Source organism: Vogesella indigofera (assembly GCF_028548395.1).
Classification (GTDB): Bacteria; Pseudomonadota; Gammaproteobacteria; order Burkholderiales; family Chromobacteriaceae; genus Vogesella; species Vogesella indigofera_A.
The window spans coordinates 125941-151866 of the sequence record NZ_JAQQLA010000001.1; the positions used below are offsets into that span (position 1 = coordinate 125941).

Genomic DNA, 25926 nt, shown 5'->3' on the forward strand with positions numbered 1-25926 from the left:
TCTCTGGGTAACGGCTCCTTGTTGCCTGCTTGACCTGCCCTGCGTAACGGGGCAGGTCTTTTTCCGGCCTGCGGCCAACCTTTTGCCAGAACACACACATGATTCCCCGTCTGCATACCACCCCCACCAGCGACACGCTGTACCTCGACTTCGCGGCCGAACTGGCCGTGCGCGGCTTTGCCGGCGAGATCAGCCACGCTTATGCCGACCGGACCGTACTCTCCACCGACAACTCCATCTACCAGGTGCTGCCGCAGCTGGTGGTGTTCCCGCGCGATAACGACGACGTGATCCGCATCGCCCGCCTGGCCGGCGAGCCGCGCTTTCAGGGCCTGAGCTTCAACGCCCGTGGCGGCGGCACCGGCACCAATGGCCAGTCGCTGGGCCACGGCGTGATCGTGGACATCTCTCGCCACATGAACCGCATCCTGGAAATCAACGCCGCAGAGCGCTGGGTGCGGGTACAGGGCGGCGTGGTGAAAGACCAGCTCAATGCCGCGCTGAAGGCGCACGGGCTGTTCTTCGCGCCGGAGCTGTCCACCTCCAACCGGGCCACCATCGGCGGCATGATCAACACCGACGCCAGCGGCCAGGGCTCCTGCCTGTACGGCAAGACCCGCGACCACGTGCTGGCGCTGGACACCGTGCTATTGGACGGCACGCTGTGGCACTCCTCTCCGCTGGACGAGGCCGAGTTCGCCGCCATCAGCGGCCGCGACGACCGTGTCGGCATGGTGCACCGCCTGCTGGACGACATCCGCCGCGACGACGCGGCGCTGATCGCCGACAAGTTTCCCAAGCTCAACCGCTGCCTCACCGGCTACGACCTGGCGCACATCCGCGACGACGCCGGCCGCTTCAACCTCAACAACATCCTGTGCGGCTCGGAAGGCACGCTGGGCTTCATTGTGGAAGCCAGGCTGAACGTGCTGCCGATGCCGCGCGCCAGCGCGCTGGTAAACGTGCGCTACGCCAGCTTCGACGCCGCGCTGCGCGATGCGCCGGCGCTGATGCGCCTGGGGGCCGCCTCCATCGAAACGGTGGACTCCAAGGTGCTGAACCTGGCGCGGCAGGACATCGTGTGGCACGGGGTGCGCGAGTTCTTCCCCGACGACGCCACCCCGGCGCAGGGCATCAACCTGGTGGAATTCCTCGCCGACAGCGATGCCGCACTGGAAGCCACGCTGGCTGCCATCGGCGCGCAGCTGGACACCGAAGGCAGCAGCCATGGCCGTCAGGGCCACACCGTGGCGCGCGGCGCCGCGGTTGGCCGCATCTGGGGCATGCGCAAGAAATCGGTGGGTCTGCTCGGTAACGTCAACGACAGCCGGCGGCCGATCCCGTTCGTGGAAGACACCGCGGTACCGCCGGAACACCTGGCCGACTACATCGCCGAATTCCGCGCGCTCTTGGACAGCCATGACGTGAGCTACGGCATGTTCGGCCACGTGGATGCCGGCGTGCTGCATGTGCGCCCGGCCATCGACATGAAAGACCCGGCGCAGGAAGGCCTGGTGCGCAGCATCACCGACGGCGTGGTGGCGCTTACCCAGAAGTACCACGGCCTGCTGTGGGGCGAGCACGGCAAGGGTGTGCGCTCGGAGTACGCGCCGGCCTTCTTCGGCCCGCTGTACCCGCGGCTGCAGCAGATCAAGGCGGCGTTCGACCCGTACAACCAGCTCAACCCCGGCAAGATCGCCGCGCCGACGCCGGACGGGCTGTGGAAGGTGGACGGCGTGACCACCCGTGGCCAGCTGGACCGCACCATCCCCATCGCCGTGCGAGCGCACTACGACGAAGCGCTGCACTGCAACGGCAACGGCGCCTGCTACAACTTCGACCCCGACGACGCCATGTGCCCGTCGTGGAAGGGCACCCGCGAGCGCCGCCATTCGCCGAAAGGCCGCGCCTCGCTGCTGCGCGAGTGGCTGCGGCAGCTGGCCGCGCAGGGCAGTGACCCGGTGAGCGCCAGCCGCGCGCTGCGGGCGCGTGGCTTTGTCGCCGGCCTGCCGGCGCGCATCGCCAACACCCTGGGCCAGCGCCGTGGCGCCGCCGACTTCTCGCACGAGGTGAAGGAAGCAATGGACGGCTGCCTGGCGTGCAAGTCCTGCGTTGGCCAGTGCCCGGTGAAAGTGGACGTGCCAAGCTTCCGCGCCAAGTTTCTGGAGCTGTATTACGGCCGTTACTTGCGCCCGCTCAAGGACTATCTGATCGGCGGGCTGGAACATGCGCTGCCGCTGGCAGCACGCCTGCCGTGGCTGTACAACGGCGTGATCGGCAGCAAGCTTGGCCGCATGCTGATGCGCAAGCTGAACCTGGTGGCAAGCCCGCTGCTGTCCGGTATCAATCTGCAGGCCGAACTGGCGCGCCGTGGCGTGGCCGTGGCCAGCCCGCAGGCGCTGGCTGCACTGCCGGCGGCGGATCGCGCCCGCGCGGTGATTGTGGTGCAGGACGCCTTTACCAGCTACTTCGAAACCCCGCTGGTGCTGGATGTGTTCGCGCTGCTGCAACGGCTGGGCTTTGTGCCGCTGCTGGCGCCGTTCCGCGCCAACGGCAAGCCGCTGCACGTGCATGGCTTCCTCGCCCGCTTCGAGAAAGTGGCGGCGGCCAACGTGGCCAGCCTGCAACAGCTGGCGGCCAGCGGCCTGCCGCTGGTGGGCATCGACCCGTCGATGACGCTGACCTACCGCAGCGAATACGCCAAGCTGGCCGGGATTGGTGAGCTGGCGCCGGGTGAATTGCCCAAGGTGCAATTGCTGCAGGAATGGCTGGCCAGCCGACTGGCCGAGCTGCCGGCAGACGCACGAGCGGCCCAAAGTGATGATATCGGGCGCGCAAGCTTCACCCTGCTGCCGCACTGCACCGAGAAGACCAACGCCCCGGCGGCGGTGGGCGATTGGCAGCAGGTGTTTGCTGCCTGCGGCCTGAACCTGGCCACCCGCGCCAGCGGCTGCTGCGGCATGGCCGGCACCTTCGGCCACGAGGCAGACAAGCGTGCGCTGTCGGAAACCATCTATCGCCAGAGCTGGCAGGGCATTGTTGCCGGCCAGCGTGACGACAGCCCGCTGCTGGCCACCGGCTACTCCTGCCGCTGCCAGGTGGCGCTGATGGACGACGTGGCGCTGCCGCATCCAGCCAGTGCGCTGCTGAGGGCTTTGACGCCGGCTGCCTGACTGGAGTAATCACGATCTAGCGAGCTAGGGAGAGACAAGGCGAAAACGACTGAGGAAGCGGAGTTTACAAGTGGTAAGTGAGCATTCCGAAGTCGGTTTCAACGCCGTATCGCCGACGCGCAGCAGATCGTGGCCAGGCCCTGCCAGCGCCGTTGTACTGCATTTTGACCGGTGGCACACCGCCACCGGCCGTGACTGTTTTGCGGTGGGCCAAGCCGGCCTGCCAGGCGGGCGCCTCGAAAATTTTCGAACCGCCCGACGTGTGGCTGCCAAGGTTGGCCGCACGGTGACAACTCACCACCGACAAGGGGGTAATGCATGAACAGCAAGTTGGCAGGGCATCTGCTGGTGGAGTGCCTGGTGGCACAGGGTGTGGACATCGCCTTTGGCGTGCCGGGGGAAAGCTACCTGGCGGTGCTGGATGGCTTCTATCGTAGCCGCGAGCAGATCCGCTTCGTGGCCTGCCGCAACGAAGGCGGCGCCGCCTTCATGGCCGAGGCGCACGGCAAGCTCACGCGCCACCCCGGTGTGTGCCTGGTAACACGCGGCCCCGGCGCCACCAACGCCAGCATCGGCGTGCACACCGCGTTCCAGGATTCCACCCCCATGGTGCTGCTGGTGGGTGACGTGGGCAGCGATTGCCGCGACCGCGAAGCGTTCCAGGAAATGGACTACAGCGTGTACTTCGGCCCGTCCACCAAGGGCATGGCCAAGCGCGTGGAGCGCATCGACGACGCCAACCGCATCCCGGAATACATCAGCCGCGCCTTCGCCACCGCCATGAACGGCCGTCCCGGCCCGGTGGTGCTGGTGTTGCCGGAAGACATGCTGGTGCAGCCGGTGGCCGACAGCCTGCAGGCGCTGCCGCGGGTGGAGGCGGTAACACCACATCCGGACCCGGCCGGCATCGCCGCGCTGCAACGCCTGCTGCAGCAGGCCGAACGCCCGCTGCTGATCGCCGGTGGCAGTGGCTGGGATGCCGAAGGCGCCGCCGCGCTGCAAGTCTTTGCCGAACGCTGGCAGCTGCCGGTGGGCAATGCCTTCCGCTTCCAGGACAGCTTTGACAACCATCACCCGCTGTATGCCGGCGACGTCGGCATCGGCATCAACCCGCCGCTGGCGGCCAACATCCGCAACAGCGACCTGATCATCGCCATCGGCGCTCGCCTCGGCGAGATGACCACCGGCGGCTACACCCTGCTGCAGGCGCCGCGCAGCCAGCAGCAGCTGGTGCACATCCTGTCGCAGGGCGACGAACTGGACCGCGTGTACCAGGCCGACGTGGCGATCCAGTCCGGTGTCAACGCCGCCGCACAGGCGCTGGCCGCCTTGCCGGTGCCGGCCGCCACGCCGCGCTGGCAGGCCTGGAGCCAGCAGCTGAACGCCGACTACCGCGCCAACCTGGTGCCGCAGCGCCTGGCCGGGCTGAGCGACGGCATCAGCGGCGACATCGACCTGCCGCGCGTGATCGCCAGCCTGCAGCGCCAGCTGCCGGCCGATGCGGTAATCACCAACGGCGCCGGCAACTTCGCCAGCTGGATTCACCGCTACTTCCAGTACCACGGCGTGGTGAAAGGCCACAAAACCCAGCTGGCGCCCACCAACGGCGCCATGGGTTACGGCGTGCCGGCCGGCATTGCGGCCAACCTCGCCACCGGCCGCACCGCCTTCACCATCGCCGGTGACGGTGACTTCCTGATGAACGGCCAGGAACTGGCCACCGCGCTGCAGCACGGCGGCAAATCCATCATCCTGCTGCTCAACAACGGCGTGTACGGCACCATCCGCATGCACCAGGAGCGCGAGTACCCTAATCGCATCAGCGGCACCCAGCTGGGCAACCCGGACTTCTGCCAGCTGGCAAGCGCCTACGGCTACGCCGCCGAGCGCATCGCCAGCAACGACGAGTTCGACGCGGCGCTGGAACGAGCACTGGCGCGCGAGAGCGGCACGCTGCTGGAAATCCGCCTGCCGCCGGACATCATCAGCACCCGCGCCACGCTGTCCACCATCACCCAGGCGGCGCTGGCGCGCGATTGAGGTGGTTTCCTGATGTGACAAAACCGGCCTGCGGGCCGGTTTTTTCCTTGCGGGGTGGCGGTGGGTCGGTCAGCAAGGCACGGTGCAACGGGGCTTATTCTAGTCTTGGTCCCGGCTGCCATCGGCTATGGTGAAGTGTCCGCTGCGGCCAACGTTGGCCGCATGACCACCCATTGCAGGAGCCATATCATGTCTTTATCCATGTATCAGGCCGCGATACCGCCGCTGTTGCGCGCGCTGAATAATCTGTCCGCCATTCTCGACAAGACGCTGCTGAATGCAGAGAGCCGTCATTTCGATGCCGCCGTATTGCTGCAGGCGCGGCTGGCGCCGGACATGTTTCCGTTTATCCGTCAGGTGCAGATTGTCACTGACACTGCCAAGGGCTGCGGCGCGCGGCTGGCCGGGGTGGAGGTCCCCAGTTATCCGGATACCGAAACCAGCTTTGCCGAGCTGCAGCAGCGTATCGCCAAGACCGTGCTGTTTCTGCAGGGCTTGCCAGCGGCGCAGTTCGATGGCAGTGACGAGCGCGACATCGTGCTGAAATTTCCGCACCAGACCATGACCTTCCGCGGCCAGGACTACCTGCAGTATTTCGTACTGCCCAATTTCTACTTCCACCTCACCACCGCCTACGACATCCTGCGCCACAACGGTGTGCCGCTGGGCAAGGCGGACTACCTCGGTGCTGACGGTTAGCCACCGGCAATAGCGGCCTGATGGCGGGCGGGTACATGTGCGGCCGCGCCGGATCCGGACTTGAACTGTCCGCCCGGCAGGCTGGCTCCGTAAAGCCCGGCACTGACGGCATCCCCGGCCGCCACGGCGCGACGGCGCGACGGGCTGCCGCTGTTCCGGCACCGTGGCGTGTCGTGTCGCTCCAGGCCGATGCGGCGGCGCAGCGCGCCAGGGCAGTGTCTTCACCAGATCCCTGCCGCCGTGATCCACCCGGATCGCGGCGGCTTTTTCATGCCCGGCCGTGCTACGGCCGCGGCTCGGCCTGCATCACCGCATCGCACAGCACGATCAGGCGCTGTGCCAGATCACGCACCCGCTGCGGTACTTCCGGGCGGCTGTGCAGCACCAGCTCCAGCGCCGGCAGCACCGGGAAGCCCTGTGCCGGCGTCAGGCTGCGGTGGTCGGCGCGGGCGAGACGGGCCGGCAGCAGGCTGACGCCGAGGCCGCTGGCCACCGCGGCGCGGATGCTGACCAGGCTGGCGCTGCTGTAGCTGATGCGCCAGCGGCGGCCGCTGCTTTCCAGCGCGTGGATCATCTCGTCGCGGTACAGGCCGCCGACGGGAAACACCACCAGCGGCAGCGGTTCGCGCTCGAAGGTCGGCGTGTCGCGGCTGTCCAGCCAAGCCAGCGGCTCCGGCCACGCGGCGTCGCCGACGGTGTGGCCCTGGCGCTGCTTGACCAGCACCAGATCGTAGCTGCCGGCACTGAACTGCTGCCACAGCATATTGCTCAGCCCGCTGCTGACCTCCAGCCGCAGCGCCGGGTAGTCGCGGGCAAAGGCGCCCAGCAGCGGGGTCAGCAGGTCGGCGACGAAGTCTTCCGGCACGCCGAGGCGGATCTCGCCCTGCACCTCGCCCGCATGCAATTCCGCCACCGCCTCTTCCATTAGCGTCAGCAGCCGTCGCGCATGGCCCAGCAGGCGGGTGCCGCTTTCGGTGGTGACCACGTAGCGGCCGCTGCGGTCCAGTAGTTCGCTGCCCAGCTGCTCTTCCAGCCGCCGCAGGTGCTGGCTGACGGTGGACTGGCTCAGGTGGACCCGCTCGCCGGCGCGGGTGAAGCTGCCGCTCTCCACCACCGCGACAAAGCTCTTCAGCAGCACCGGGTCCAGCATCGGATTTGTCATTGCGTTTTCCACTGATGGTTAGTTGAACATTTAATTTCTGAATTATAGCGCGGCTCAGTAGACTCATCGCAAGCAATCACCCCCGCCACCGTGCGAAGCATTGAGGAGTCAAATCATGGCGCAGTCCCTGTCCACCCCCTTCATCAGCGCGAGCCTGCCGCGCCGAGCCGGCGATGCCGGCCGGAAAGTGCGCCGTGGCTGAATCGCGTGTCGTGGCTGCTCCCGCTGCGCTGGGCGCTGAATTGCCGCTGGCGGCACTGCTGCTGCTGGCGCTGGTGGCGCTCAACCTGCGGCCTTTCATCACCTCGGTCGGGCCGCTGCTGGAGCCGTTGCGCGCCGCCACCGGCCTCAGCTTCCGCGCCGCGGCGGTGATGACGGCGCTGCCGTTCCTGCTGATGGGGCTGCTGGCCTTTGTCGGCGCGCAGCTGGCGCAGCGCATCGGCGAGCGGCGCACGGTGGCGCTGGCGCTGCTGTTGCTGGCCGCCGGCTGCGCCTCGCGGTTGTGGGCGGCGGACAGTGCCGCGCTGATCGCCGGAGCCGGTGTTGCCGGTGCCGGGGTGGCGGCGATCCAGGCGTTGATGCCAGGGGTGGCCAAGCGACTGTTCCCGCAGCGGGTGGGGCTGGCGATGGGGATCTACTCGGCGGCGCTGGTCGGTGGCGGCGCGCTGGGCGCGATGGCCAGCCCGTGGCTGGAGCACTACGGCGGCTGGCGGCTGGGGCTGGCGGTATGGCTGCTGCCGGCGCTGCTGGGCCTCGGGCTGTGGCTGCAGCAGACCGCCGGCATGTCGCTGGCGGCGGGGCCGGGCGACGGCGGGCTGTCGATGCGCGGTTTCTTCCGCAACCGTCGGGCCTGGCAGCTGGCGCTGTATTTCGGCCTCACCAATAGCGGCTATTCCAGCCTGGTGGCGTGGCTGCCGTCGTTCTACCGCGAGCAGGGACAGGCGGCGCAGGCGGCGGCCAACCTGCTGGCGTGGATGGCGCTGCTGCAGGCGGCGGCGGCCTTTGCGCTGCCCTTCCTGTCGCGCCATCACCACGACCGCCGCGCCATGCTGTGGCTGGCGCTGGCCTGCCAAGCGGCCGGGTTTGCCGGTCTCGCGCTGCAGCCGCAGCTGGCGCCATGGCTGTGGGCGGCGCTGGCCGGCATCGGCCTTGGCGGCTTTTTCTCGCTGAGCCTGATCGTGGTGCTGGAGCACCTGCCCGATGTGCGCCAGGCCGGCCTGCTGGCCGCCTTCGTGCAGGGCTGCGGTTTCCTGATCACCGCCGTCGGGCCGTGGGTGCTGGGCTGGTTCCGCGATCGCGGCGGCAGCTTTGCCACCGGCTGGTGGTGGCACTGCGCCATCGTGCTGGCGATGGCGCTGCTGACGGTGTGCTTCGCGCCGGCCAGCTACCGCCGCAGCATGCGCGGCATCTGAGTCAAGGTTTTTCCGGTGCGCGGCCGTTGCGCCGCCGCCGGTTGCAGTACGGCCAACCCAAAGCAAAAGCGATAGCAAGGTTGGCCGCAACGGTGTGGTCGTCCACGCCTGTCTACATCAAGAGGAGATCTGTCATGAAAAAGCTTGCTCTGAGCGTGATGCTGGTTTGTGCATCCATGGGCGCGGTGGCGAAGGACTGGAAAGTCATCCGCTTCGGCGTCAATCCGAGTTACGCCCCGTTCGAGTCCAAGGCCGCCAGCGGCGAGCTGGTCGGCTTCGACATCGACCTGGGCAACGCGCTGTGCGCCAAGCTGAAGGCCAAGTGCGTGTGGGTGGAAAACGCCTGGGACGGCATTATCCCGGCGCTGAAGGCGAAGAAGTTCGACGCCATCCTGTCGTCGATGGCGGTAACCGAGAAGCGCCTGCAGCAGATCAGCTTCAGCGACAAGATCTACAACGTGCCGCCGCGGTTGGTGGCGAAGAAGGGCAACGCGCTGCAGCCGGCGACGGACACCCTGCGCGGCAAGCGCATCGGCGTGGAGCAGGGCTCCACCGCCGAGGCCTATGCCAAGGCCTACTGGGAGCCGAAGGGGGTGACGGTGACCTCGTATCAGAACCAGGACCAGGTGTACCAGGACCTGACCTCCGGCCGGCTGGATGCGGCGTTCCAGTCCTCGGTGCAGGCCGAGCTGGGCTTCCTCAAGACCGCCGCCGGGCGTGATTACGCCTTTGCCGGCAACGGTGTGGCCGACAGCAAGACCCTGGGCGTCGGCGCCGCCATCGGCCTGCGCAAGGAAGACGGCGATCTGGCGCAGCAGCTCAACCGCGCGCTGGCCGAGCTGCACAAGGACGGCACCTACAAGCGGCTGTCCGGCAAGTACTTCTCCTTCGACATCTACTAAGCCGCCGCCGGCATGGGGCGCGCAGCCCCGGCCGGCAAGGAGATCATCATGTTACAAGGCTATGGGCCGCTGATCGCCAGCGGCACCTGGATGACGCTGCAGCTGGCGCTGCTGGCCTTGGCGGCGGCGCTGCTGCTGGGCCTGCTTGGGGCCAGCGCGCGGCTGTCGGCCAGCCGCCTGCTGCAAACGTTGGCCGCAGGCTATACCACGCTGATCCGCAGCGTGCCGGATCTGGTCACCATGCTGCTGCTGTTCTACAGCCTGCAGATCGCGCTGAACCACCTGACTGAATGGGCCGGGCTGGCGCAGATCGACATCGACCCGTTCGTGGCCGGGGTGGTGACGCTGGGCATCATCTACGGCGCCTACTTCACCGAGACCTTCCGCGGCGCGTTCCAGGCGGTGCCGCGCGGCCAGCTGGAGGCGGCGGTGGCCTACGGCATGACGCCGTGGCAGGTGTTCCGCCGCGTGCTGTTCCCGCAGATGATGCGCTTCGCACTGCCCGGCATCGGCAACAACTGGCAGGTGATGATCAAGGCCACCGCGCTGGTGTCCATCATCGGTCTGTCCGACGTGGTGAAAGCCACCCAGGACGCCGGCAAGGGCTCGCTGCAGCTATTCTTCTTCAGCCTGGTGGCGGCGGCGATCTATCTCGCCATCACCACGGTGTCCACCCTGTTGCTGGCGTGGCTGGGCCGCCACTACGCCGCCGGTGTCAGAAAGGCCGAGCTATGAACGAGATCATTGCCATCGTGCAGGAATACGGCCAGGCCTACCTGTGGAGCGACGGCTACCGCCTGTCCGGGCTGGCCATGACGCTGTGGCTGCTGCTGTTGTCGATTGCCATCGGCTTCGTGATGTCGGTGCCGCTGGCGGTGGCGCGAGTGGCGCCCAACCGCTTCATCAGCGGCCCGGTGTGGCTGTATACCTATGTGTTCCGCGGCACGCCGCTGTATATCCAGCTGCTGATCATCTATTCCGGCATCTACAGCCTGGAGTCGGTGCGGACGCAGCCGCTGCTGGACGCCTTCTTCCGCGAAGGCTTCAACTGCACGCTGCTGGCGTTTGCGCTGAATACCTGCGCCTACACCACCGAGGTGTTCGCCGGCATGATCCGCGAAACCCCGCACGGCGAGATCGAGGCGGCGCGCGCCTTCGGCATGTCGCGCTTCACCCTGTACCGCCGCATCATCCTGCCGTCCGCCTTGCGCCGCGCGCTGCCGTCGTACAGCAATGAGGTGATCCTGATGCTGCACTCCACCTCCATCGCCTTTACCGCCACCGTGCCGGACCTGCTGAAAGTGGCGCGCGACGTGAACTCGGCCACCTACGCCTCGTTCGAGGCCTTCGGCCTCGCCGCCGTGCTGTACGCCAGTGTGGTGTTCGCGCTGGTGTGGCTGTTCCGCCGCTGCGAACGTCGCTGGCTGGCCTTCCTGCAACCGCGCGCCCACTAGCCGTGCGTACCGGAGAAAACACTATGTACCAATTGACCGTAGAAGAACTGCACAAGCAGTACGGCACGCACGAAGTGCTCAAGGGGGTATCGCTGCAGGCCAAGGCTGGCGATGTGATCAGCATCATCGGCTCCTCCGGCTCCGGTAAGAGTACCTTTCTGCGTTGCATCAACTTTCTGGAGCAGCCGAGCCAGGGCCGCATCCGGGTGGGCAACGAGGAAATCCGCACCGTGGCGGACAAGAACGGCGCGTTGCGCGCCGCCGACCCGCGCCAGCTGCAGCGGTTGCGCACCCGGCTGGCGATGGTGTTCCAGCATTTCAATCTGTGGGGGCACATGACGGTGCTGGAAAACGTGATCGAGGCGCCGGTGAACGTGCTGGGGCTGGAGCGCGCCGAAGCCATCGTCCGTGCGCGTCGTTACCTGGCCAAGGTCGGGCTGGCCGCCGCGGTGGAAGACAAGTACCCGTCGCACCTGTCCGGCGGCCAGCAGCAGCGGGTGGCCATCGCCCGTGCGCTGGCGATGGAGCCGGACGTGATGCTGTTCGACGAGCCGACCTCGGCGCTGGACCCGGAGCTGGTGGGCGAGGTGTTGAAAGTGATGCAGGCGCTGGCGGAGGAAGGCCGCACCATGGTGGTGGTCACCCACGAGATGGGCTTTGCCCGCGAGGTATCCAACCACGTGATCTTCCTGCACCAGGGCCGCATCGAGGAGCAGGGCGACCCGAAGCAGGTGCTGGTGGCGCCCAGGAGCGAACGCCTGGCGCAGTTTCTGTCCGGCAGCCTGAAGTAACCATGACCACAAGCGAGACGAGCATGCAACACCCATTTTGGCTGCGTAATGTGCGCCCCTACGGCGGCGCGGCAGAAGACATCGAAATCGTGGCCGGCCGCATCGGCGCGCGCCGCCCGGCGGCCAACCTGCCGCTGGCAGCGGACGACCTCGACGGCGGCGGCCAGCTGCTGACCCCGCCCTTGGTGGAGGCGCACACCCACCTCGACAAGACGCTGTGGAGCCTGCCGTGGCAGCCGCACAGCGCCGCCGACAACCTGCGCGCGCGCATCGACAACGAGCGCCGCATCCTGCGCGAGCAGACGGTGCCGATCGCCGCGCGCGCCGGCGCGCTGCTGGAGCACTGCATCGCGCAGGGCACCCAGCTGCTGCGCTGCCACGTGGATGCCGACCCGGAACTGGGCTGGTCGCATATCGACGCCATGCTGGCGCTGCGCGAACGCTATGCCGGGCTGATCGATATCGAGCTGGTCACCTTCCCGCAGGCTGGCCTCGTCACCCGCCCCGGCGCCGCTGAGCTGATGCGGCGGGCGCTGGAAGCCGGGGTGGAGGTGGTGGGCGGGCTGGACCCGTGCGGCATCGACGGCGACCCGGTCGCGCAGCTGACGCAGGTGTTCGAACTGGCCGCCGAGTTCGACCGCGGCGTGGACATCCACCTGCACGACGGTGGCGAGCTGGGACTGTGGCAGATCGCGCGCATCTGCGACTTTACCGAGCAGTACCGGCGGCAGGGGCGGGTGATGCTCAGCCACGCCTTTTGCCTCGGCATGCTGCCGTGGCCGAAAGTGGCGCCGCTGGCGGCAAGGTTGGCCGCAAACGGCATCAGCATCGTCACCACCGCGCCGGCGGACATCGGGGTGCCGCCGTTTGCCGAGCTGACGGCGGCGGGGGTGACGGTGTGCCTCGGCTCGGATGGCATCCGCGACGCCTGGTCGCCGATGGGCAACGGCGACATGCTGGAGCGGGTGATGCTGCAGGCCTACCGCTTCTACGAGCGCACCGACGAGGGGCTGCGGGCGGCGTTCGACGCCGGCACCGTCAACGGCGCCCGCGCCATGGGCCACGCCGACTACGGGCTGGCGCCGGGCAAGCCGGCCAACTTCCTGCTGCTGCCGGTGCAGACGGTGGGCGAGGCCATCGCGCTGCGCCCGCCGCAGCGCACACTGATCCGCCACGGCCGGGTGATCGTCCGTGACGGCGTGCTGCTCGACAGCCTGCTGGCGTTGCCGTAAGCGGGGGGCACCGGCGGCACAGCGCTACAGCGCGACGCGCTGCTGGTGTTCCGGCACCGTCGCGTGCCAGTTCAGCTCCAGGCTGATGCGGCGACGCAGTGCGTCGGCGGCCGCCGGCTCGCCGTGGATCACGAATACCTGTCGCGGCGCGCTGCTGAAGCCCGTCAGCCACTGCATGATCTCGTTGCCGTCGGCGTGGGCGGACAGGTGTTCCAGCGCCACCACTTCGGCATTGATCGGCACGTCCTGGCCGTGGATGCGTACCGAGTCGGCACCGGCCACGATCAGCGCGCCACGGGTGCCGCCGGCCTGGAAGCCGGAAAACAGCAGCGTGTTGCGCGGATTGGGCGCGAACGCCTTCAGGTGGTGCAGCACCCGCCCGCCGGTGGCCATGCCGCTGGCGGCGATGATGATCGATGGCTCTTTGGTCTGGTTCAGGCGCTTGGATTCGTCGACCGAGCGCACGATGTGGGCGACGCGGCACATGCCCTCGCACTCGCTCTCCGACAGCTTGTGCAGGTGGCGGAACTGCTGGTACAGCGCGGTGACGTCGCTGGCCATCGGGCTGTTGATGTACACCGGCAGCTGTTGCGGGATGCGGCCGCTCTGTTTCAGCTTATAGATGTAGTACATCAGCAGCTGGGCGCGGGCGACGGCAAAGGACGGGATCACGGTGATGCCGTGGCGGCCGACGGTGCGGTTGATGACCTCGGCGAGGATGTCTTTCACCGACTCAGCGGGGTGAGTGCGGTCGCCGTAGGTGGATTCCACCAGCAGGTAGTCGGCATTCTGGATCGGCTGCGGCGGCTGCATGATCGGGTCGTGCTGGCGGCCGAGGTCGCCGGAGCAGACCAGGGTGCTGCCTTCGGCCTCGATGGTGACGGTGGCGGCGCCGAGGATGTGGCCGGCCGGGCGCAGCAGCAGCTGGATGTCGGGGAAGATCTCGCGGCGCTGGTTGAACGGCAGCGGTCGCAGGTAGGCCAGCGCGCGTTCGGCGTCGGCCTCGGTGTACAGCGGCAGCGCCGGATGGTGCTTGGAGTAGCCGCGGCGGTTGGCGTATTCGGCTTCCTCTTCCAGCAGGTAGCCGCTGTCGGGCAGCAGGATCGCCGCCAGCTCGCAGCTGGCTTCGGTGGCGTACACCGGGCCGCGAAAGCCGTCGCGCACCAGTGCCGGCAGGTAGCCGCTGTGGTCGAGGTGGGCGTGGCTGAGCACCACCGCGTCGAGATCGGCCGGGGCGAACGGCAGCCCGGCCCAGTTGCGCAGCCGCAGCTGCTTGTAGCCCTGGAACAGGCCGCAATCGAGCAGGATCTTGCGGCCGCTGCATTCCAGCAGGTACTTGCTGCCGGTGACGGTGCCGGCGGCGCCGAGAAAGGTGAGGTGCATGAGCGTTTCCTGTGCCGCTGGGGCGCTGGTGGCTGGGGGCCGCGCAGCGGTGGCGGCACGGCGCTTCACTCTCCTTTATAGAGAGCCGTCGCGATGGCGGTGGCGCCGATTTGCGATGACACGCACCGGCTGGCCGTTGCTGGCCATATGGGTGGGATCGTGCGGGCGCGGGACCGCTGCTTTGCTGCGCTCGCGCCGGCGCGATAAAAAAAGGTTGGCCGCAGCGCGAACGCTGCGGCCAACCTTGTCATGCGGCGGATGCCGTGATTCAGATGCGGAAGCGCGCCACCATGTCATGCAGGTGGTTGGACAGCTGGTGCAGCTCGTCCACGGTGCGGGTGGCGTTCTGCACCGCCTGGTCGGTTTCGATCGCCATGTGGTTGGCCGTTTCCGCCGCGCGCGCCATGTCGGTGGTGGCGATTGACTGCTCGCGGGTGGCGTCGGCGATGTCGCGGATGGTCAGCACCACGCGCGCCACCTCGTCCTCGATGCCGGCCATCTGCCCGGCAACCTGGCGCGAGGCGCTGACCCCGTGCCGTACCGATTGCTGGGTGTGCTCCATATTGCCCAGCGCCGATTCCACGTCGTGGTGGGTGGCGTCGATCAGCTCGCCGATCTCCACCGTGGCCTTGGCGGTGCGCTCGGCCAGCTTGCGCACCTCGTCGGCCACCACGGCAAAGCCGCGGCCGGTCTCGCCGGCGCGCGCCGCCTCGATCGCCGCGTTCAGCGCCAAGAGGTTGGTCTGGTCGGCGATGTCCTTGATCACGTTGATGATCTGGTCCATCTGCGCCGAACGCTGCCCCAGGCCGCCGAGGGTGGTGGCCAGCTGGCCGACCTGGCCGGCGATGCGCTCGATCCCGCCGGCCAGCTCGCCCACCGCCTGCGCCGACTGGCGCGAGGTCTGTCCGGTCTGCACCACCACCTCTTCCGCCGAGGTGGCATTGCTGGCGATGTGGTTGATGCTGACGGTGATCTGTTCGATGGTGGCGGCGGTGGCGCTGGATGCGTCGGCCTGCTGCTGCGAATCGCTGGCCAGCTGGCGGGTGATGCCGTTCAGCGCGTCGATGCCGCCGTTGAGCGACACCGAGTGCTCGCGCACCTCCAGGAACATCTGCCGCAGGCTGCCGATGAAGCGGTTGAACGCCTCGGCGGTCTGGCCGATTTCGTCCTGCTTGTCCACGCTCAGCTGGTGGGTCAGGTCGGCGTGGCCGCTGGCGACATCCAGCAGCGCATCGCGCAGCCGCACCAGGCTGGCCAGCAGGCGGGTGATGGCGAAGTTGGCCAGCACGATGCCGGCCACCGCCACCGCGAGCCCGGCCAGCACCAGCGTCAGCAGCAGCTGCTGCAGCGGTGCCAGCATCGCGTCTTTTGCCACCACCGTGCCCAGCACCCAGTCGCTGCCGGCGATGCTGGCCACTTCGGCGTAGTGGCTGCGGCCGTCGATCTCTACTTCATGCAGCGTCGGGCTGTTGCCGGCGGCGCTGACCAGCGCGGCGTCAAAGCCCGGCATCACCTCGGCCACCGGCTTGAGGGTGGAGTCGGCCGCCGGGTGGCTGACGATCTTGCCGTCGCGCGTGGCCAGGAAGGCGTAGCCGTCGCCGCGCAGTCTGATCGCCTTCACCACCGCGGTCAGCCCGTCCAGCGAGATGTCACCGCCGACCACGCCAATCTGCGCGCCGCCGCGCAGGATCGGGCTGGCCACGGTCACGCCCAGCTTCTGTTTTTCTACAAAGGCATAGGGCGCGGTAACGGCGACGCCTTTTTGCGCGCTGGCCAGCTGGTACCACGGCCGCGCGGTCGGGTCGTAGCCGTCGGCCGGCAGTTTGTCTGGCGTGTGGTAGCGCATCACCTTGTCGGCGTAGCCGGCAAAGGTCTGGTCGAAGCCGCCGGCTTCCTTGCCCTGTTGCAGGAACGGGTAAGGTGCACTGGCATCGACGTCGCCGAGGCGGTTGGCCGTCGCCTGGATGGCGTCGCGGCGCTGGGCCAGCCAGCGGCCGAGCGCCTCGCCGTTGCCGGCGATGGCGGCGTCCAGCTCCTGCTGCACGCCGTGGATGATCTCGCTGCGCATGCGCTGGTAGGCGAGGGCGGATAGCACCGCGATGGCAATCGCCAGCAGGATGGCGACAAAAAACAGGAGTCGCTGTTTTAACGACATGGCATTCCTCGTGATAACGGGGCAACGCGGCGACTCGGGTGGTCGCCTGGCGTTGCCGGGGTCGGGTGGGTGTGTGTTGGTGTGCGTCTTGTTTTATGAAACTTTGTGATAAATCAGCGCGCGCGATGATAACAATCTATAACAGCTGCCGCCAGCCTCAAGCGCGGTGACGCCGCTGCGTGGGCAGGATTGCAACGCCGGTGGCCGGTGTGCGGACCGTGTCGCCGTGCGTGCCAAGATTGGCCGCAAGGCGCCGCGCCAGTGCCGGCGCTGCTCTCAGCGGTATGTGTGTAATAACTGGCCATCTCGATAAGTCGCGCTAGCGAGTTGTGTCGCTGCGATGCGTAATCAAACGACTACAATTTTTTGTAAATAAGAAGTTTGTACAATACAATAACTATACAAAAAAGGATAACCCGTTCGCCACCACGAGAAAACGCCATGTTCAATACCCGGCTCAAGCAGCAGATCAGCACGCTGCAACAGCAGCTGCGCACCCAGCAGGCGATTGCCAGCGCGCTGGAGCGTTCCTTTGCCAGCGTCCATTTTGATGTGGCGCGCAGGGTGGTGGCGGCCAACCAGAACTTTCTGGACACACTGGGTTACCGCCAGCTCGGCGATATCCTCGGCCAGCCGCACAGCCTGTTCTGCGCCAGCGACTATGTCGCGAGCCGTGATTACGCGCAGTTCTGGGCGCACTTGCAGCGCGGCGAGCCGTTCCAGGGCAAGGTGCAGCGCGTTACCGCCACGGGCGAGGTGGTGTGGCTGGAGGCGACGTACAGTCCGATCATCGACGCCGCCGGCCAGATCAGCGGCTACGTGAAGTTCGCAACCGACATCACCGCCCGCGTGCGCGAGGCGGCGCACAACCGCTCGGTGCTGCAGGCGCTGGATCGCGCGATGGCGACCATCGAATTCCGCCCCGATGGGACGATCGTCGGCGCCAACGACAATTTCCTGCGCACCATGGGCTACCGACTGGAGCAGCTGCGCGGCCAGCATCACCGTCTGCTGTGCGAGCGCGAGTTCGGCGACAGCGCGGAGTACGAGCAGCTGTGGCAGCGCCTGCGCCGCGGCGAGTTCTTCGCCGGCCAGATCCGGCGCCGCCACCACGACGGCCGCACGGTGTGGCTGGAGGCCAGCTACAACCCGGTGCTGGACGAAAACCAGCAGGTGGTCAGCGTGATCAAGTTCGCCACCGACATCAGCGCCCGCGTCGAGCAGGTACAGCAGGAGCGCGACAGCGCCCAGTTTGCCTACAGTTCGTCACGGCAGACGCTGGACTGGTCGGACAGCGGCGTGGCCGGCATCCGCCAGAGCGTGGACGAAATCCGGCAGATGGCCGGCAGCATCGAGGCGGCCAGCCACACGGTGCAGCAGCTGGGCGCGCGCTCGCTGCAGATCACCTCCATCGTGCAGACCATCAAGGACATCGCCGATCAGACCAACCTGCTGGCGCTGAACGCGGCGATCGAGGCGGCGCGCGCCGGCGAGACCGGACGCGGCTTCGCGGTGGTGGCCGACGAGGTGCGCAAGTTGGCGGAGCGCACCAGCGCGTCGACCACCGAAATTGCCGCCATGGTCGGCGACATCCAGCAACAGACTGGCAGCGCGGTGCAAAGCATGGCGCAGATCCTGCAACAGGCGCAGCACAGCGTGACGCTGACCCAGCGCGCCGGCAGCACCATCGCGCAGATCCGCGACGGCGCACACGCGGTGGTGGAAGCCATCGGCCGCTTTACCCATCTCAAGTCGTGAGCCGGCGCCGCTCGGCCTGCGCCGCCGCGGCGGCCGTTCAGTCGAGCTGCGGCGTGCGCTGCAGCTTGCCGGTATCAAACCCCTGCTGCCGCAGCCGGGCCAGCAGCGCGGCGTAGGCGGCCGGCGCCACGCTGCGATTGCGCGCCAGCACCCACAGGTAGTCGCGCTTCGGCTCGCTGACGGCGACCAGCTGGTAGTCCTTGTCCAGATCGATCACCCAGTAATCCCCCCACACCCACGGCAACCATGACAGCCAGGCCGGCGCGAAGCGCACCTGCAGCCTTGGCGAGCTGGCGCCGCCGATTTGCCGCGCGCTGCCGCTGGCGCTGCTGATGTCGCCATTGGCCTGCTGGCAGCGATTGTCCACCGCCACCGTGCCGTCCGCCTGCAGCCGGTAACGGGCGCTGGCATTGGCAACGCACTTTTGCTGAAACCAGTTGGGAAAGCGGGCGATCTCGTACCAGGTGCCCATGTAGCGCGGCACATCCAGCGCGGCAATGGTTTGCAGGTGGCCGTCGCCGGCAATGCCCGCCGGCTGCGGGCTGGCGCAGGCCGGCAGGGTGGCAAGGCATAGCAGGGCGGCAACAAGGGTCTTTTTCATGGGAGGGTTCCCGGCGGGCTGGCCAGCCGCGCGATCGATGTTGGGCGCGGTAATGGCGTGATAAAGAAAATAAAACTATACGAAATAAACATTCAATTGGAAATGGCTATTTCTATCCGGCATGATGGCATCCGTCAACAACGACTCACCCATCCAAGGAGCGAAGCATGTCCATCATCAACAGCCAGATCAAACCGTTTGCCAGCAAAGCCTTCCACAACGGCCAGTTCATCGACGTGACTGACGAGACCCTGCTGGGCAAGTGGTCCGTTGTCTTCTTCTACCCGGCCGACTTCACCTTCGTGTGCCCGACCGAGCTGGGCGACCTGGCTGACCTGTATCCGCAGTTCCGTGATATGGGCGTGGAAATCTACTCGGTGTCCACCGACACCCACTTCACCCACAAGGCGTGGCACGACACCTCCGACACCATCAAGAAGATCCAGTACCCGATGCTGGCCGACCCGACGCACCTGATCTCGCGCAACTTCGGCGTGCTGATCGAGGAAGCCGGCCTCGCCGACCGCGGAACCTTCGTGATCGATCCGGAAGGCAAAATCCAGATCGTGGAAATCAGCGCCGGCGGCGTGGGCCGCGATGCGTCCGAGCTGCTGCGCAAGATCAAGGCTGCCCAGTACGTGGCCGCGCACCCGGGTGAAGTGTGCCCGGCCAAGTGGAAAGAAGGCGATGCCACCTTGGCTCCGTCGCTGGACCTGGTAGGCAAAATTTAAGCCCTGCCCCACAGAGCTCTGAGTTCACGTAACTGCGCTGTACCGGATGGCCCGGCCGACTTCTCCCGGCCGTTGCCATCTCCACCCGACATTCATTGCCGGGTGCCCCGGAAAACGGCCTTGCGGCCAACCTTGAAGCCGCTTTCCCGGGTACCCGTATACCAAGGAGCACATCATGCTGGACAACAATATCAAGACCCAACTGCAAGCTTACCTGACCAACCTGCAGCACCCGATCGAGCTGGTCGCCAGCCTGGGCGGCGGGGCCAAGGACGAGGAAGTACGTGGCCTGCTGGCCGACATCGCCAGCCTGTCCGACAAGGTCAGCGTCCGCTTCGACGGCAACGATGCGCGCCAGCCTTCGTTCAGCGTTGGCCGCACGGGCGACGCCGCGCCGCGTGTGCAGTTTGCCGGTGTGCCGATGGGCCACGAGTTCACCTCGCTGGTGCTGGCGCTGCTGCAGGTGGGCGGTCATCCGTCCAAGGCCGGGCAGGAGCTGATCCAGCAGGTGAAAGATCTGCGCGGCGAATACACCTTCGAAACCTATATCTCGCTGTCGTGCCAGAACTGCCCGGACGTGGTGCAGGCGCTGAACCTGATGGCGGTGCTCAATCCGGGCATCCGCCACACCATGATCGACGGCGCGCTGTTCCAGGACGAGGTGGCCGCCCGCCAGATCATGTCGGTGCCCACCGTGTACCTGAACGGTGAAGTGTTCGGCCAGGGCCGCATGGGGCTGGAAGAAATCGTCGCCCGGCTGGATACCGGCGCGGCGGCACGCGAGGCGGAAAAAATCGCCGCCAAGGACGCATTTGATGTACTGGTGGTCGGCGGTGGGCCGGCCGGTGCCGCCGCAGCCATCTACACGGCGCGCAAGGGCATCCGCACCGGCGTGGTGGCGGAGCGTTTCGGCGGCCAGGTGCTGGACACCATGGGCATCGAAAACTTCATCTCGGTGAAGGAGACCGAAGGCCCGAAACTGGCGATGGCGCTGGAGCAGCACGTCAAGGAATACGACGTGGACGTGATGAACCTGCAGCGCGCCAGCAAGCTGGTGGCCGCCAGCGAAAGTGCCAGCGGCCTGACCGAAATCCAGCTGGAAAGCGGCGCCACGCTGAAGGCCAAGACCGTGATCATCGCTACCGGTGCCCGCTGGCGTGAAATGAACGTGCCGGGCGAAAAGGAATACCGCAACAAGGGCGTGGCCTACTGCCCGCATTGCGACGGCCCGCTGTTCAAGGGCAAGCGTGTGGCGGTGGTGGGTGGCGGCAACTCCGGCGTGGAAGCGGCCATCGACCTGGCCGGCATCGTGTCGCACGTCACCCTGCTGGAGTTCGGCGATGCCATGCGTGCCGACGCGGTGCTGCAGAACAAGCTGAAGAGCCTGCCCAACGTGACCATCGTCCTGCAGGCGCAGACCACCGCGGTGACGGGCGATGGCAGCAAGGTGAACGGCCTTGACTATATTGACCGTGCCAGCGGCGAAGCACGCCACATCGCGCTGGAAGGTATTTTCGTGCAGATCGGCCTGCTGCCGAACACCGACTGGCTGCGCGGCAGCGTCGAGCTGTCCAGCCGCGGCGAGATTCTGGTGGGCCGCCACCAGGACACCACCGTGCCCGGCGTGTTCGCCGCCGGGGATGTGACCGACGTGCCGTACAAGCAGATCATCATCGCCATGGGCGAGGGCGCCAAGGCCGCGCTCGGCGCCTTCGACCACCTGATCCGCAGCGACGTGTCCGCCAGCTGAGTCCAAGGTTGGCCGCCGCCTGCCTGCGGCCAACCTTTGAATCCCGGATGCAAGCTCCGTATCGGATGATGCGGGGCTTTTTGTCGCGCGCGACCGACGGTCGTGCAGTGGCCTATACTGCATTGCCGCCGTAGCGCGCTGGTCACCGGCGCGGTGTGCTGCGGCAAGCGGCTGGTTCTGTCTGTGCCGTTATCTGTCTGTTTCGTCGTTCCGCGTGGTGATTTCTGCCGCAAAAATGCTGATCAATACTGATTTTCCTGCCCGCTTTCCTGATGTTATATTTTCAACAGTTGCTTGAATCTGTTTTCACTGTAACCTACGATGAAGCGTAACAAAACCAGCCGGCATCAGGGAGGAGGGCTTTCATCACGGTTGGGATTGTCAGGACGAGGTGTAGTACCGATAGAGCTTTGGTGGTGGTGCCGGCGCCCGCTGGCGCAGTCGCCGCCATACAAGAGGCCATGCGGTGTGAACGTTTTCGGCACGTGCCATGAGGTGGGAATCACGCGTGCGATTCCTTGGCAGGAACCGCCTCTACATTGCGATCTAATGGAGGCACAACATGTTCTCATCAACCAAGCTAAGAAAGGCGCTGTCTGCCTTCGCCCTCTGCTGTCTGGGCGTCATGGGCATGGGCATCACGCCGTTCGCCTTAGCAGATAACCCGGCAAATTATTTCCAACTTGACGGCGACATGAAGGGCGGCACCCAAGAGAAGCCGGACTGGAGTGATGTCTTTGACAGCAATCTCCCTGCTGTCGGCGCCACCCCGAAAGCGTCGCTGCCTAGCGGCTTCAGTTCGCCAACCTTCGTCGTTGACTTTTTTCCAGCCACCAGCAACGACAACAGCCTGTTCGCTACCGGGAGTAAGGACACCCTGAACATCACCCCGGGCTGGCAGTGCAAGAAGACCAACAACGTCAATGACAAGACCGATATCAACAATGCCTACGCGGTTGCCTACATCAATCCAAACAATCACCTGATTGTCTACTTTGCTCTGGATGTGGCCTCCAATGACGGTACCAAGGATGTCGGTTTCTGGTTCCTCAAGGACCCGGACGTTAGCTGCCCGGCCGGTGGCGGCTCGACTCCCTTCGTCGGCAATCACACCGATGGTGACGTGCTGATCGTGTCCGAATTTACCAATGGTGGCCGCGTCAGCGAGATCAAGGCCTACCGCTGGAATGGCGGCGCGAATGGTTCGCTCGGCACGACTGCAATCGCCTCTGGCGGCGAGTGCAACGGCGATGCTTTTAACGTTTGTGCCAAGGTCAACACCGCGGTGCTCAACGGCGACGGTGCCAATGCCGATGTGCCCTGGCTGGTGAAAAGCAAGACCTCCAATCCTAGCGGCCCTGCTTACACCAGCAGCAAGGATCTGGACATCGGTATGTTCTTCGAGGGCGGCATTGACCTGACTGCGATTGGTATCTCCGGATGCTTCAACCGCTATCTGGCTGACACCCGTTCGTCGACCTCGCTCGGTGCCACCATTTTTGACTTCGCGCTGGGTGATTTCTCCAACTGCAGTATTGCCGCGACCAAGGCGTGTACCCAGGCAACCGTGAATAGCGACTTCGCCACCTTTACCAGTCCGTTTACGGCCACGGTCACCAACTCCAGTCCAAGCGGAATCATCTATGACGTAACCATTAACGAGAGCTTCAACTTTGCCAATACCGGCGAAACCAGCTGCACCATCACCAGCAACACTGGCGATCAGAGTGTCAACGGCACCGAACTCATTACCGGTACGCCGGTGAAAGTGGCCAGCAGTCTGGCGCCGGGAGCGAGCGTAACCGTCGGCATTTCGTGTACCGGTAGCCTGAACAGCTTCCAGAACGCTATCCATGCGGTGGCCGGCTCGGCACCGGGGCAGAGCGATATCACGAAGGATGCGGTGGTCAGTGCTGCCAGTGCCAGTGCTTGTCTGGCCACGGTGTCCGCGGATCTGGATATCACCAAAGCCTGCCAGGGGATGCAACTGGTGGCCGGCACCAATGGTCTGGTGGCGCTGCAAGCCGATGTCAGGGTTGAAGTGACCAACCCTAGTACCTCCAACCAGTCGGTGACCATCACCACTCCGGTCGATACCAAGGTCAGCACGCTGAACCAGGTTGATTGCACTACCGGGGTCGCCAAGTCGGATCTGGTGCTGTCGCCAAACGAGACTGCCTGCTTCCTGGGTAGTTACAACCCGACCAATGCCGATCTGGTCAACCCGCCGTCCAGCGCCGCGTTCACCGATGGCGTAAGTGTATCGGGTGAGGGCAGCATCTCCGGCACCTTCACCGCAGGACCGGCGAACGCCACCTGCTACCTGTGCGACACCGATGTTGATGGCATCCCTGATGTCCTTGACTTGAGTGACTGACCGGCAACAACTGCGGTAAACCGCTTTTTCCTGAGCATCGGGAAAAGCCAGGGCGATGGGTCGCAAGACCCATCGCCCTTTTCATCTGGCGACGGCTGCACGGGCACCGTCGTCTGCGCTTACTTGCCGCGACCCTTGCCCTTGGTCGTGGTGGTCGTGCTGCTGCCGATCACGTAGCTTGACGCGCCGCTGCCACTGTATGCGGTGGCACTGCTGTTGCTGGCCTTGGCCCCGATGCTGTAGCTCCCGGCCAGCGCCGAGCTTGGCGAGGTGACCGTCAGGGTGGTCGATGCGCTGCTGCCGGCGGCGAGGCTCAGGCTGGCATTTTTCCAGTTGCCGCTCCAGCCGCTGGGCAGGCTGCCTTGCAGGCTGAAGGTGGCGGCACTGCAGCTGCTGCTGTCGTTATTGGTGACCGCAACGGTGTAGGTCACCGCGGTACCGGCCACGACCGTGGTGCCTGGCGATGACATCAGCAGCGATGGATTGGCGCGGGTGCAGGTGCTTTTGGCAAACGTGACCTCCACGCCGATGCCGCTGCTGTTAGCCCAGGTCGGGGTGATGGTCACGCCTGCGCTGGTGTCGGTATAGCTTTGTCCGACCACCAGGGCAGGATCGGCCAGATCGGCGGTAGCGGAGTAGGAAAGGCTGCCCGGCGTCATGTCCAGTGCGTAGCTGCTCGACGCGGCACCGTCAGTGCCGGTGCGTACCCACACCCCCGCAAAGATATTGCCCGGCTGATAAATGCTGTTGGTGCTGAAGTAGTAGTCAGCCCCGATCGGCTGGCGGTATTCCAGGTAATACCAGGTTTTGGCGCCGGTAACAGGATCGGTACTCTTGAGAATCTTCAGCCCCTTGGCGTTGCTGCCGCCCGTCTCGATTGGCTCGATCACATAGCTGCCGCTGTTCTGCACCGTGGTGATGGCGGGAGAGGCGCTGTAGTTCAACCAGCCCAGTCTTTCCTTCTGGAAGGCATTCAGATGCCCCGTTTGCCATCCCATGATATCGACGCGGTCGCCATATTCGACATAGGTGCAGCTGTTGCCGGTGGCGCTGACATCGCAGTCGAGACCGTGCGAATGCCACAAGCCGAGGGCATGGCCCAGCTCGTGCCCGACCACGCTCAGCGACATGGTGCCGTTGATGAAGGACTGCGAGGGAACGCTGCCTACCGAGGACAAGCCGCCCCAGCTGCAGCTGCTGGTATTGGGAAACGCATACACAACGCGGGCATAGCCGGAGAGGTCAACCCCGGCGGCACTGGCTGCCGCCTTGGCGGCGCTGGCGATGTTGTCGCTGTTGCAGGTGTCGGTGCTGTTGAGTGGTAGCGTGTACCAGCCGAATACCTTGCCGCTGAACGAGGTCTGCTGGTAGGAGTTTTCCAGGTAGAAACTGTTGACGGAGCCGCTGCTGCTGCCGAACACGAAGCTGTCCCACTGCTCTGGCGTCCAGGGCTTGTTGGTGGGTTGATCCTGGAAGTTGACCAGCAGTACCGCCGTGCTTTGCACCCCGAGGGCATCGACCCCCGTTGCCGGTGCCGCCAGATACTGGTAGCTGGTGTCGCCACCAGTTTCCAGCATCAGGCTGTTGCCGCTCAGCGTGCCCTGTACCCGTACCTTGCTGCCTGGCTCATGCTGCGGCTGTTTTGTCTTGAATTTAAGCTCATAGCGTTGCCCCGCTGCGGTCTTCAGGAACTGCCGCGAGTGGCTCTTCTTGTTCTTGAAGTCATCTTCGGTCCACAGCTCCAGTTCGCCTTCAAGCTGGGTTTGCTTGGCGGCCACGCTAGCTGGCAAGGCCTGTGTTGTCTTGCCAGATGCCTGGGCAACACTTGGTGCAGCAAGCGGCAGAAGCAGCAAGCAGGCGCCTAGCAACGTCGTCGGCAGCCCGAAACGTTGGCCGCAGGCACGCATTGCGCGTTGAAGCATGACATTCCTCTCATCATCAAAAGAAAAGCCCATCCCCCGCAACGGCCTACACGGCTGATGACTGTACTCGTAGAACACACATTTTCTGAAAACAGAATAAATGTTTTCATTGATGCGGTTTTATTTGTATCAGTATCTGCTTACAAGTGTTTTATGGCGTTTGTTCAGCTATGCGCCGGTTAACTGCTGACCCGGACGGCGGGTGATGAATATTCCGAGAATTTACTTAATATTGAAGAGCGAACTATACACAACGCACAGGCAATGGCAATGTCGCCAAAAAGCAATCTCTGAAATATATGAATACGATTGTTTTTATTGTTGTTTTTTGATTTTGTCATGGATGTTTGTTTATTTTATATTAAACATAATGATACCAATCAT

18 protein-coding genes are annotated in these 25926 nt (G+C 65.5%); 13 read left to right on the forward strand and 5 right to left on the reverse strand.

Features of this window, described 5'->3' with window-relative positions; genetic code table 11:
* Positions 1-98: 98 nt before the first annotated feature.
* The 3 genes from ydiJ to PQU89_RS00640 all read left to right on the forward strand — a co-directional run bounded on the left by ydiJ (position 99) and on the right by PQU89_RS00640 (position 5912).
* Positions 99-3173: a D-2-hydroxyglutarate dehydrogenase YdiJ gene (gene ydiJ, locus PQU89_RS00630; RefSeq protein ID WP_272764132.1), complete on the forward strand. Its 3075-nt coding sequence runs from the start codon at positions 99-101 to the stop codon at positions 3171-3173.
* 318 nt (positions 3174-3491) lie between these two features.
* A complete protein-coding gene (locus PQU89_RS00635; RefSeq protein ID WP_272764133.1) occupies positions 3492-5213 on the forward strand; it encodes a thiamine pyrophosphate-binding protein in 1722 nt (573 codons plus the stop codon).
* A 189-nt stretch (positions 5214-5402) separates the two neighbouring features.
* A complete protein-coding gene (locus PQU89_RS00640) occupies positions 5403-5912 on the forward strand; it encodes a DUF1993 domain-containing protein (RefSeq protein ID WP_272764134.1) in 510 nt (169 codons plus the stop codon).
* A gap of 283 nt (positions 5913-6195) precedes the next feature.
* On the opposite strand, the gene PQU89_RS00645 is transcribed toward PQU89_RS00640, so the two are convergent.
* Positions 6196-7074: a LysR substrate-binding domain-containing protein gene (locus tag PQU89_RS00645; RefSeq protein ID WP_272764135.1), complete on the reverse strand. Its 879-nt coding sequence runs from the start codon at positions 7072-7074 to the stop codon at positions 6196-6198.
* A 194-nt stretch (positions 7075-7268) separates the two neighbouring features.
* Here PQU89_RS00645 and PQU89_RS00650 point away from each other — a divergent pair, with 194 nt between their 5' ends.
* From PQU89_RS00650 to PQU89_RS00675, 6 genes are all read left to right on the forward strand, one after another.
* A complete protein-coding gene (locus tag PQU89_RS00650) occupies positions 7269-8486 on the forward strand; it encodes a cyanate transporter (RefSeq protein WP_272764136.1) in 1218 nt (405 codons plus the stop codon).
* A 134-nt stretch (positions 8487-8620) separates the two neighbouring features.
* A complete protein-coding gene (locus tag PQU89_RS00655; protein ID WP_272764137.1) occupies positions 8621-9388 on the forward strand; it encodes an ABC transporter substrate-binding protein in 768 nt (255 codons plus the stop codon).
* A 45-nt stretch (positions 9389-9433) separates the two neighbouring features.
* A complete protein-coding gene (locus PQU89_RS00660; RefSeq protein WP_272764345.1) occupies positions 9434-10123 on the forward strand; it encodes an ABC transporter permease in 690 nt (229 codons plus the stop codon).
* Complete coding sequence (locus tag PQU89_RS00665; protein WP_272764138.1) at positions 10120-10842, forward strand: ABC transporter permease; 723 nt, start codon at positions 10120-10122, stop codon at positions 10840-10842. Before PQU89_RS00660 ends, PQU89_RS00665 begins: the two co-directional genes overlap by 4 nt.
* 23 nt (positions 10843-10865) lie before the next feature.
* Positions 10866-11633 (forward strand): ABC transporter ATP-binding protein, encoded by a 768-nt coding sequence (locus PQU89_RS00670; RefSeq protein ID WP_272764139.1) that lies wholly within the window; start codon positions 10866-10868, stop codon positions 11631-11633.
* A gap of 23 nt (positions 11634-11656) precedes the next feature.
* Positions 11657-12865 carry an amidohydrolase family protein gene (locus PQU89_RS00675; RefSeq protein WP_272764140.1) on the forward strand — a complete coding sequence of 403 codons (1209 nt, stop codon included), beginning with the start codon at positions 11657-11659 and terminating at the stop codon, positions 12863-12865.
* A 24-nt stretch (positions 12866-12889) separates the two neighbouring features.
* On the opposite strand, the gene PQU89_RS00680 is transcribed toward PQU89_RS00675, so the two are convergent.
* Positions 12890-14248: an MBL fold metallo-hydrolase RNA specificity domain-containing protein gene (locus tag PQU89_RS00680; RefSeq protein ID WP_272764141.1), complete on the reverse strand. Its 1359-nt coding sequence runs from the start codon at positions 14246-14248 to the stop codon at positions 12890-12892.
* 268 nt (positions 14249-14516) lie between these two features.
* Entirely contained in the window at positions 14517-16403 is a 1887-nt protein-coding gene (locus PQU89_RS00685; protein WP_272764142.1) for a methyl-accepting chemotaxis protein, read from the reverse strand.
* A 441-nt stretch (positions 16404-16844) separates the two neighbouring features.
* Here PQU89_RS00685 and PQU89_RS00690 point away from each other — a divergent pair, with 441 nt between their 5' ends.
* The gene (locus PQU89_RS00690) at positions 16845-18161 is read left to right on the forward strand and encodes a methyl-accepting chemotaxis protein (protein WP_272764143.1); all 1317 of its coding nucleotides are present in this window, start codon (positions 16845-16847) and stop codon (positions 18159-18161) included.
* Positions 18162-18198: 37 nt separating this feature from the next.
* On the opposite strand, the gene PQU89_RS00695 is transcribed toward PQU89_RS00690, so the two are convergent.
* Positions 18199-18762, reverse strand: coding sequence for a lipocalin family protein (locus PQU89_RS00695; RefSeq protein WP_272764144.1), 564 nt, complete (start codon positions 18760-18762; stop codon positions 18199-18201).
* A 167-nt stretch (positions 18763-18929) separates the two neighbouring features.
* Between PQU89_RS00695 and ahpC the strand changes: the two genes are divergently transcribed.
* From ahpC to PQU89_RS00710, 3 genes are all read left to right on the forward strand, one after another.
* Positions 18930-19493: an alkyl hydroperoxide reductase subunit C gene (gene ahpC / locus PQU89_RS00700; protein ID WP_272764145.1), complete on the forward strand. Its 564-nt coding sequence runs from the start codon at positions 18930-18932 to the stop codon at positions 19491-19493.
* Positions 19494-19668: 175 nt separating this feature from the next.
* Positions 19669-21243: an alkyl hydroperoxide reductase subunit F gene (ahpF, locus tag PQU89_RS00705; RefSeq protein ID WP_272764146.1), complete on the forward strand. Its 1575-nt coding sequence runs from the start codon at positions 19669-19671 to the stop codon at positions 21241-21243.
* Between the two features lie 562 nt (positions 21244-21805).
* On the forward strand, positions 21806-23620 hold the full coding sequence (locus PQU89_RS00710; protein WP_272764147.1) for a hypothetical protein: 1815 nt from the start codon (positions 21806-21808) through the stop codon (positions 23618-23620).
* 119 nt (positions 23621-23739) lie between these two features.
* Here PQU89_RS00710 and PQU89_RS00715 read toward each other — a convergent pair whose 3' ends face one another.
* Entirely contained in the window at positions 23740-25398 is a 1659-nt protein-coding gene (locus PQU89_RS00715) for an NEW3 domain-containing protein (protein WP_272764148.1), read from the reverse strand.
* Positions 25399-25926: the final 528 nt, after the last annotated feature.

What these genes read in the sequence shown, in the direction of transcription:
- PQU89_RS00695 (WP_272764144.1), bottom strand. Translation starts at nt 18,762, where the DNA reads ATGAAAAAGACCCTTGTTGCCGCCCTGCTATGCCTTGCCACCCTGCCG.
- PQU89_RS00655 (WP_272764137.1), top strand. Translation starts at nt 8,621, where the DNA reads ATGAAAAAGCTTGCTCTGAGCGTGATGCTGGTTTGTGCATCCATGGGC.
- PQU89_RS00640 (WP_272764134.1), top strand. Translation starts at nt 5,403, where the DNA reads ATGTCTTTATCCATGTATCAGGCCGCGATACCGCCGCTGTTGCGCGCG.
- PQU89_RS00665 (WP_272764138.1), top strand. Translation starts at nt 10,120, where the DNA reads ATGAACGAGATCATTGCCATCGTGCAGGAATACGGCCAGGCCTACCTG.
- ahpF (WP_272764146.1), top strand. Translation starts at nt 19,669, where the DNA reads ATGCTGGACAACAATATCAAGACCCAACTGCAAGCTTACCTGACCAAC.
- PQU89_RS00645 (WP_272764135.1), bottom strand. Translation starts at nt 7,074, where the DNA reads ATGACAAATCCGATGCTGGACCCGGTGCTGCTGAAGAGCTTTGTCGCG.
- PQU89_RS00680 (WP_272764141.1), bottom strand. Translation starts at nt 14,248, where the DNA reads ATGCACCTCACCTTTCTCGGCGCCGCCGGCACCGTCACCGGCAGCAAG.
- PQU89_RS00690 (WP_272764143.1), top strand. Translation starts at nt 16,845, where the DNA reads ATGTTCAATACCCGGCTCAAGCAGCAGATCAGCACGCTGCAACAGCAG.
- PQU89_RS00685 (WP_272764142.1), bottom strand. Translation starts at nt 16,403, where the DNA reads ATGTCGTTAAAACAGCGACTCCTGTTTTTTGTCGCCATCCTGCTGGCG.
- PQU89_RS00710 (WP_272764147.1), top strand. Translation starts at nt 21,806, where the DNA reads ATGTTCTCATCAACCAAGCTAAGAAAGGCGCTGTCTGCCTTCGCCCTC.
- ahpC (WP_272764145.1), top strand. Translation starts at nt 18,930, where the DNA reads ATGTCCATCATCAACAGCCAGATCAAACCGTTTGCCAGCAAAGCCTTC.
- ydiJ (WP_272764132.1), top strand. Translation starts at nt 99, where the DNA reads ATGATTCCCCGTCTGCATACCACCCCCACCAGCGACACGCTGTACCTC.
- PQU89_RS00635 (WP_272764133.1), top strand. Translation starts at nt 3,492, where the DNA reads ATGAACAGCAAGTTGGCAGGGCATCTGCTGGTGGAGTGCCTGGTGGCA.
- PQU89_RS00670 (WP_272764139.1), top strand. Translation starts at nt 10,866, where the DNA reads ATGTACCAATTGACCGTAGAAGAACTGCACAAGCAGTACGGCACGCAC.
- PQU89_RS00675 (WP_272764140.1), top strand. Translation starts at nt 11,657, where the DNA reads ATGCAACACCCATTTTGGCTGCGTAATGTGCGCCCCTACGGCGGCGCG.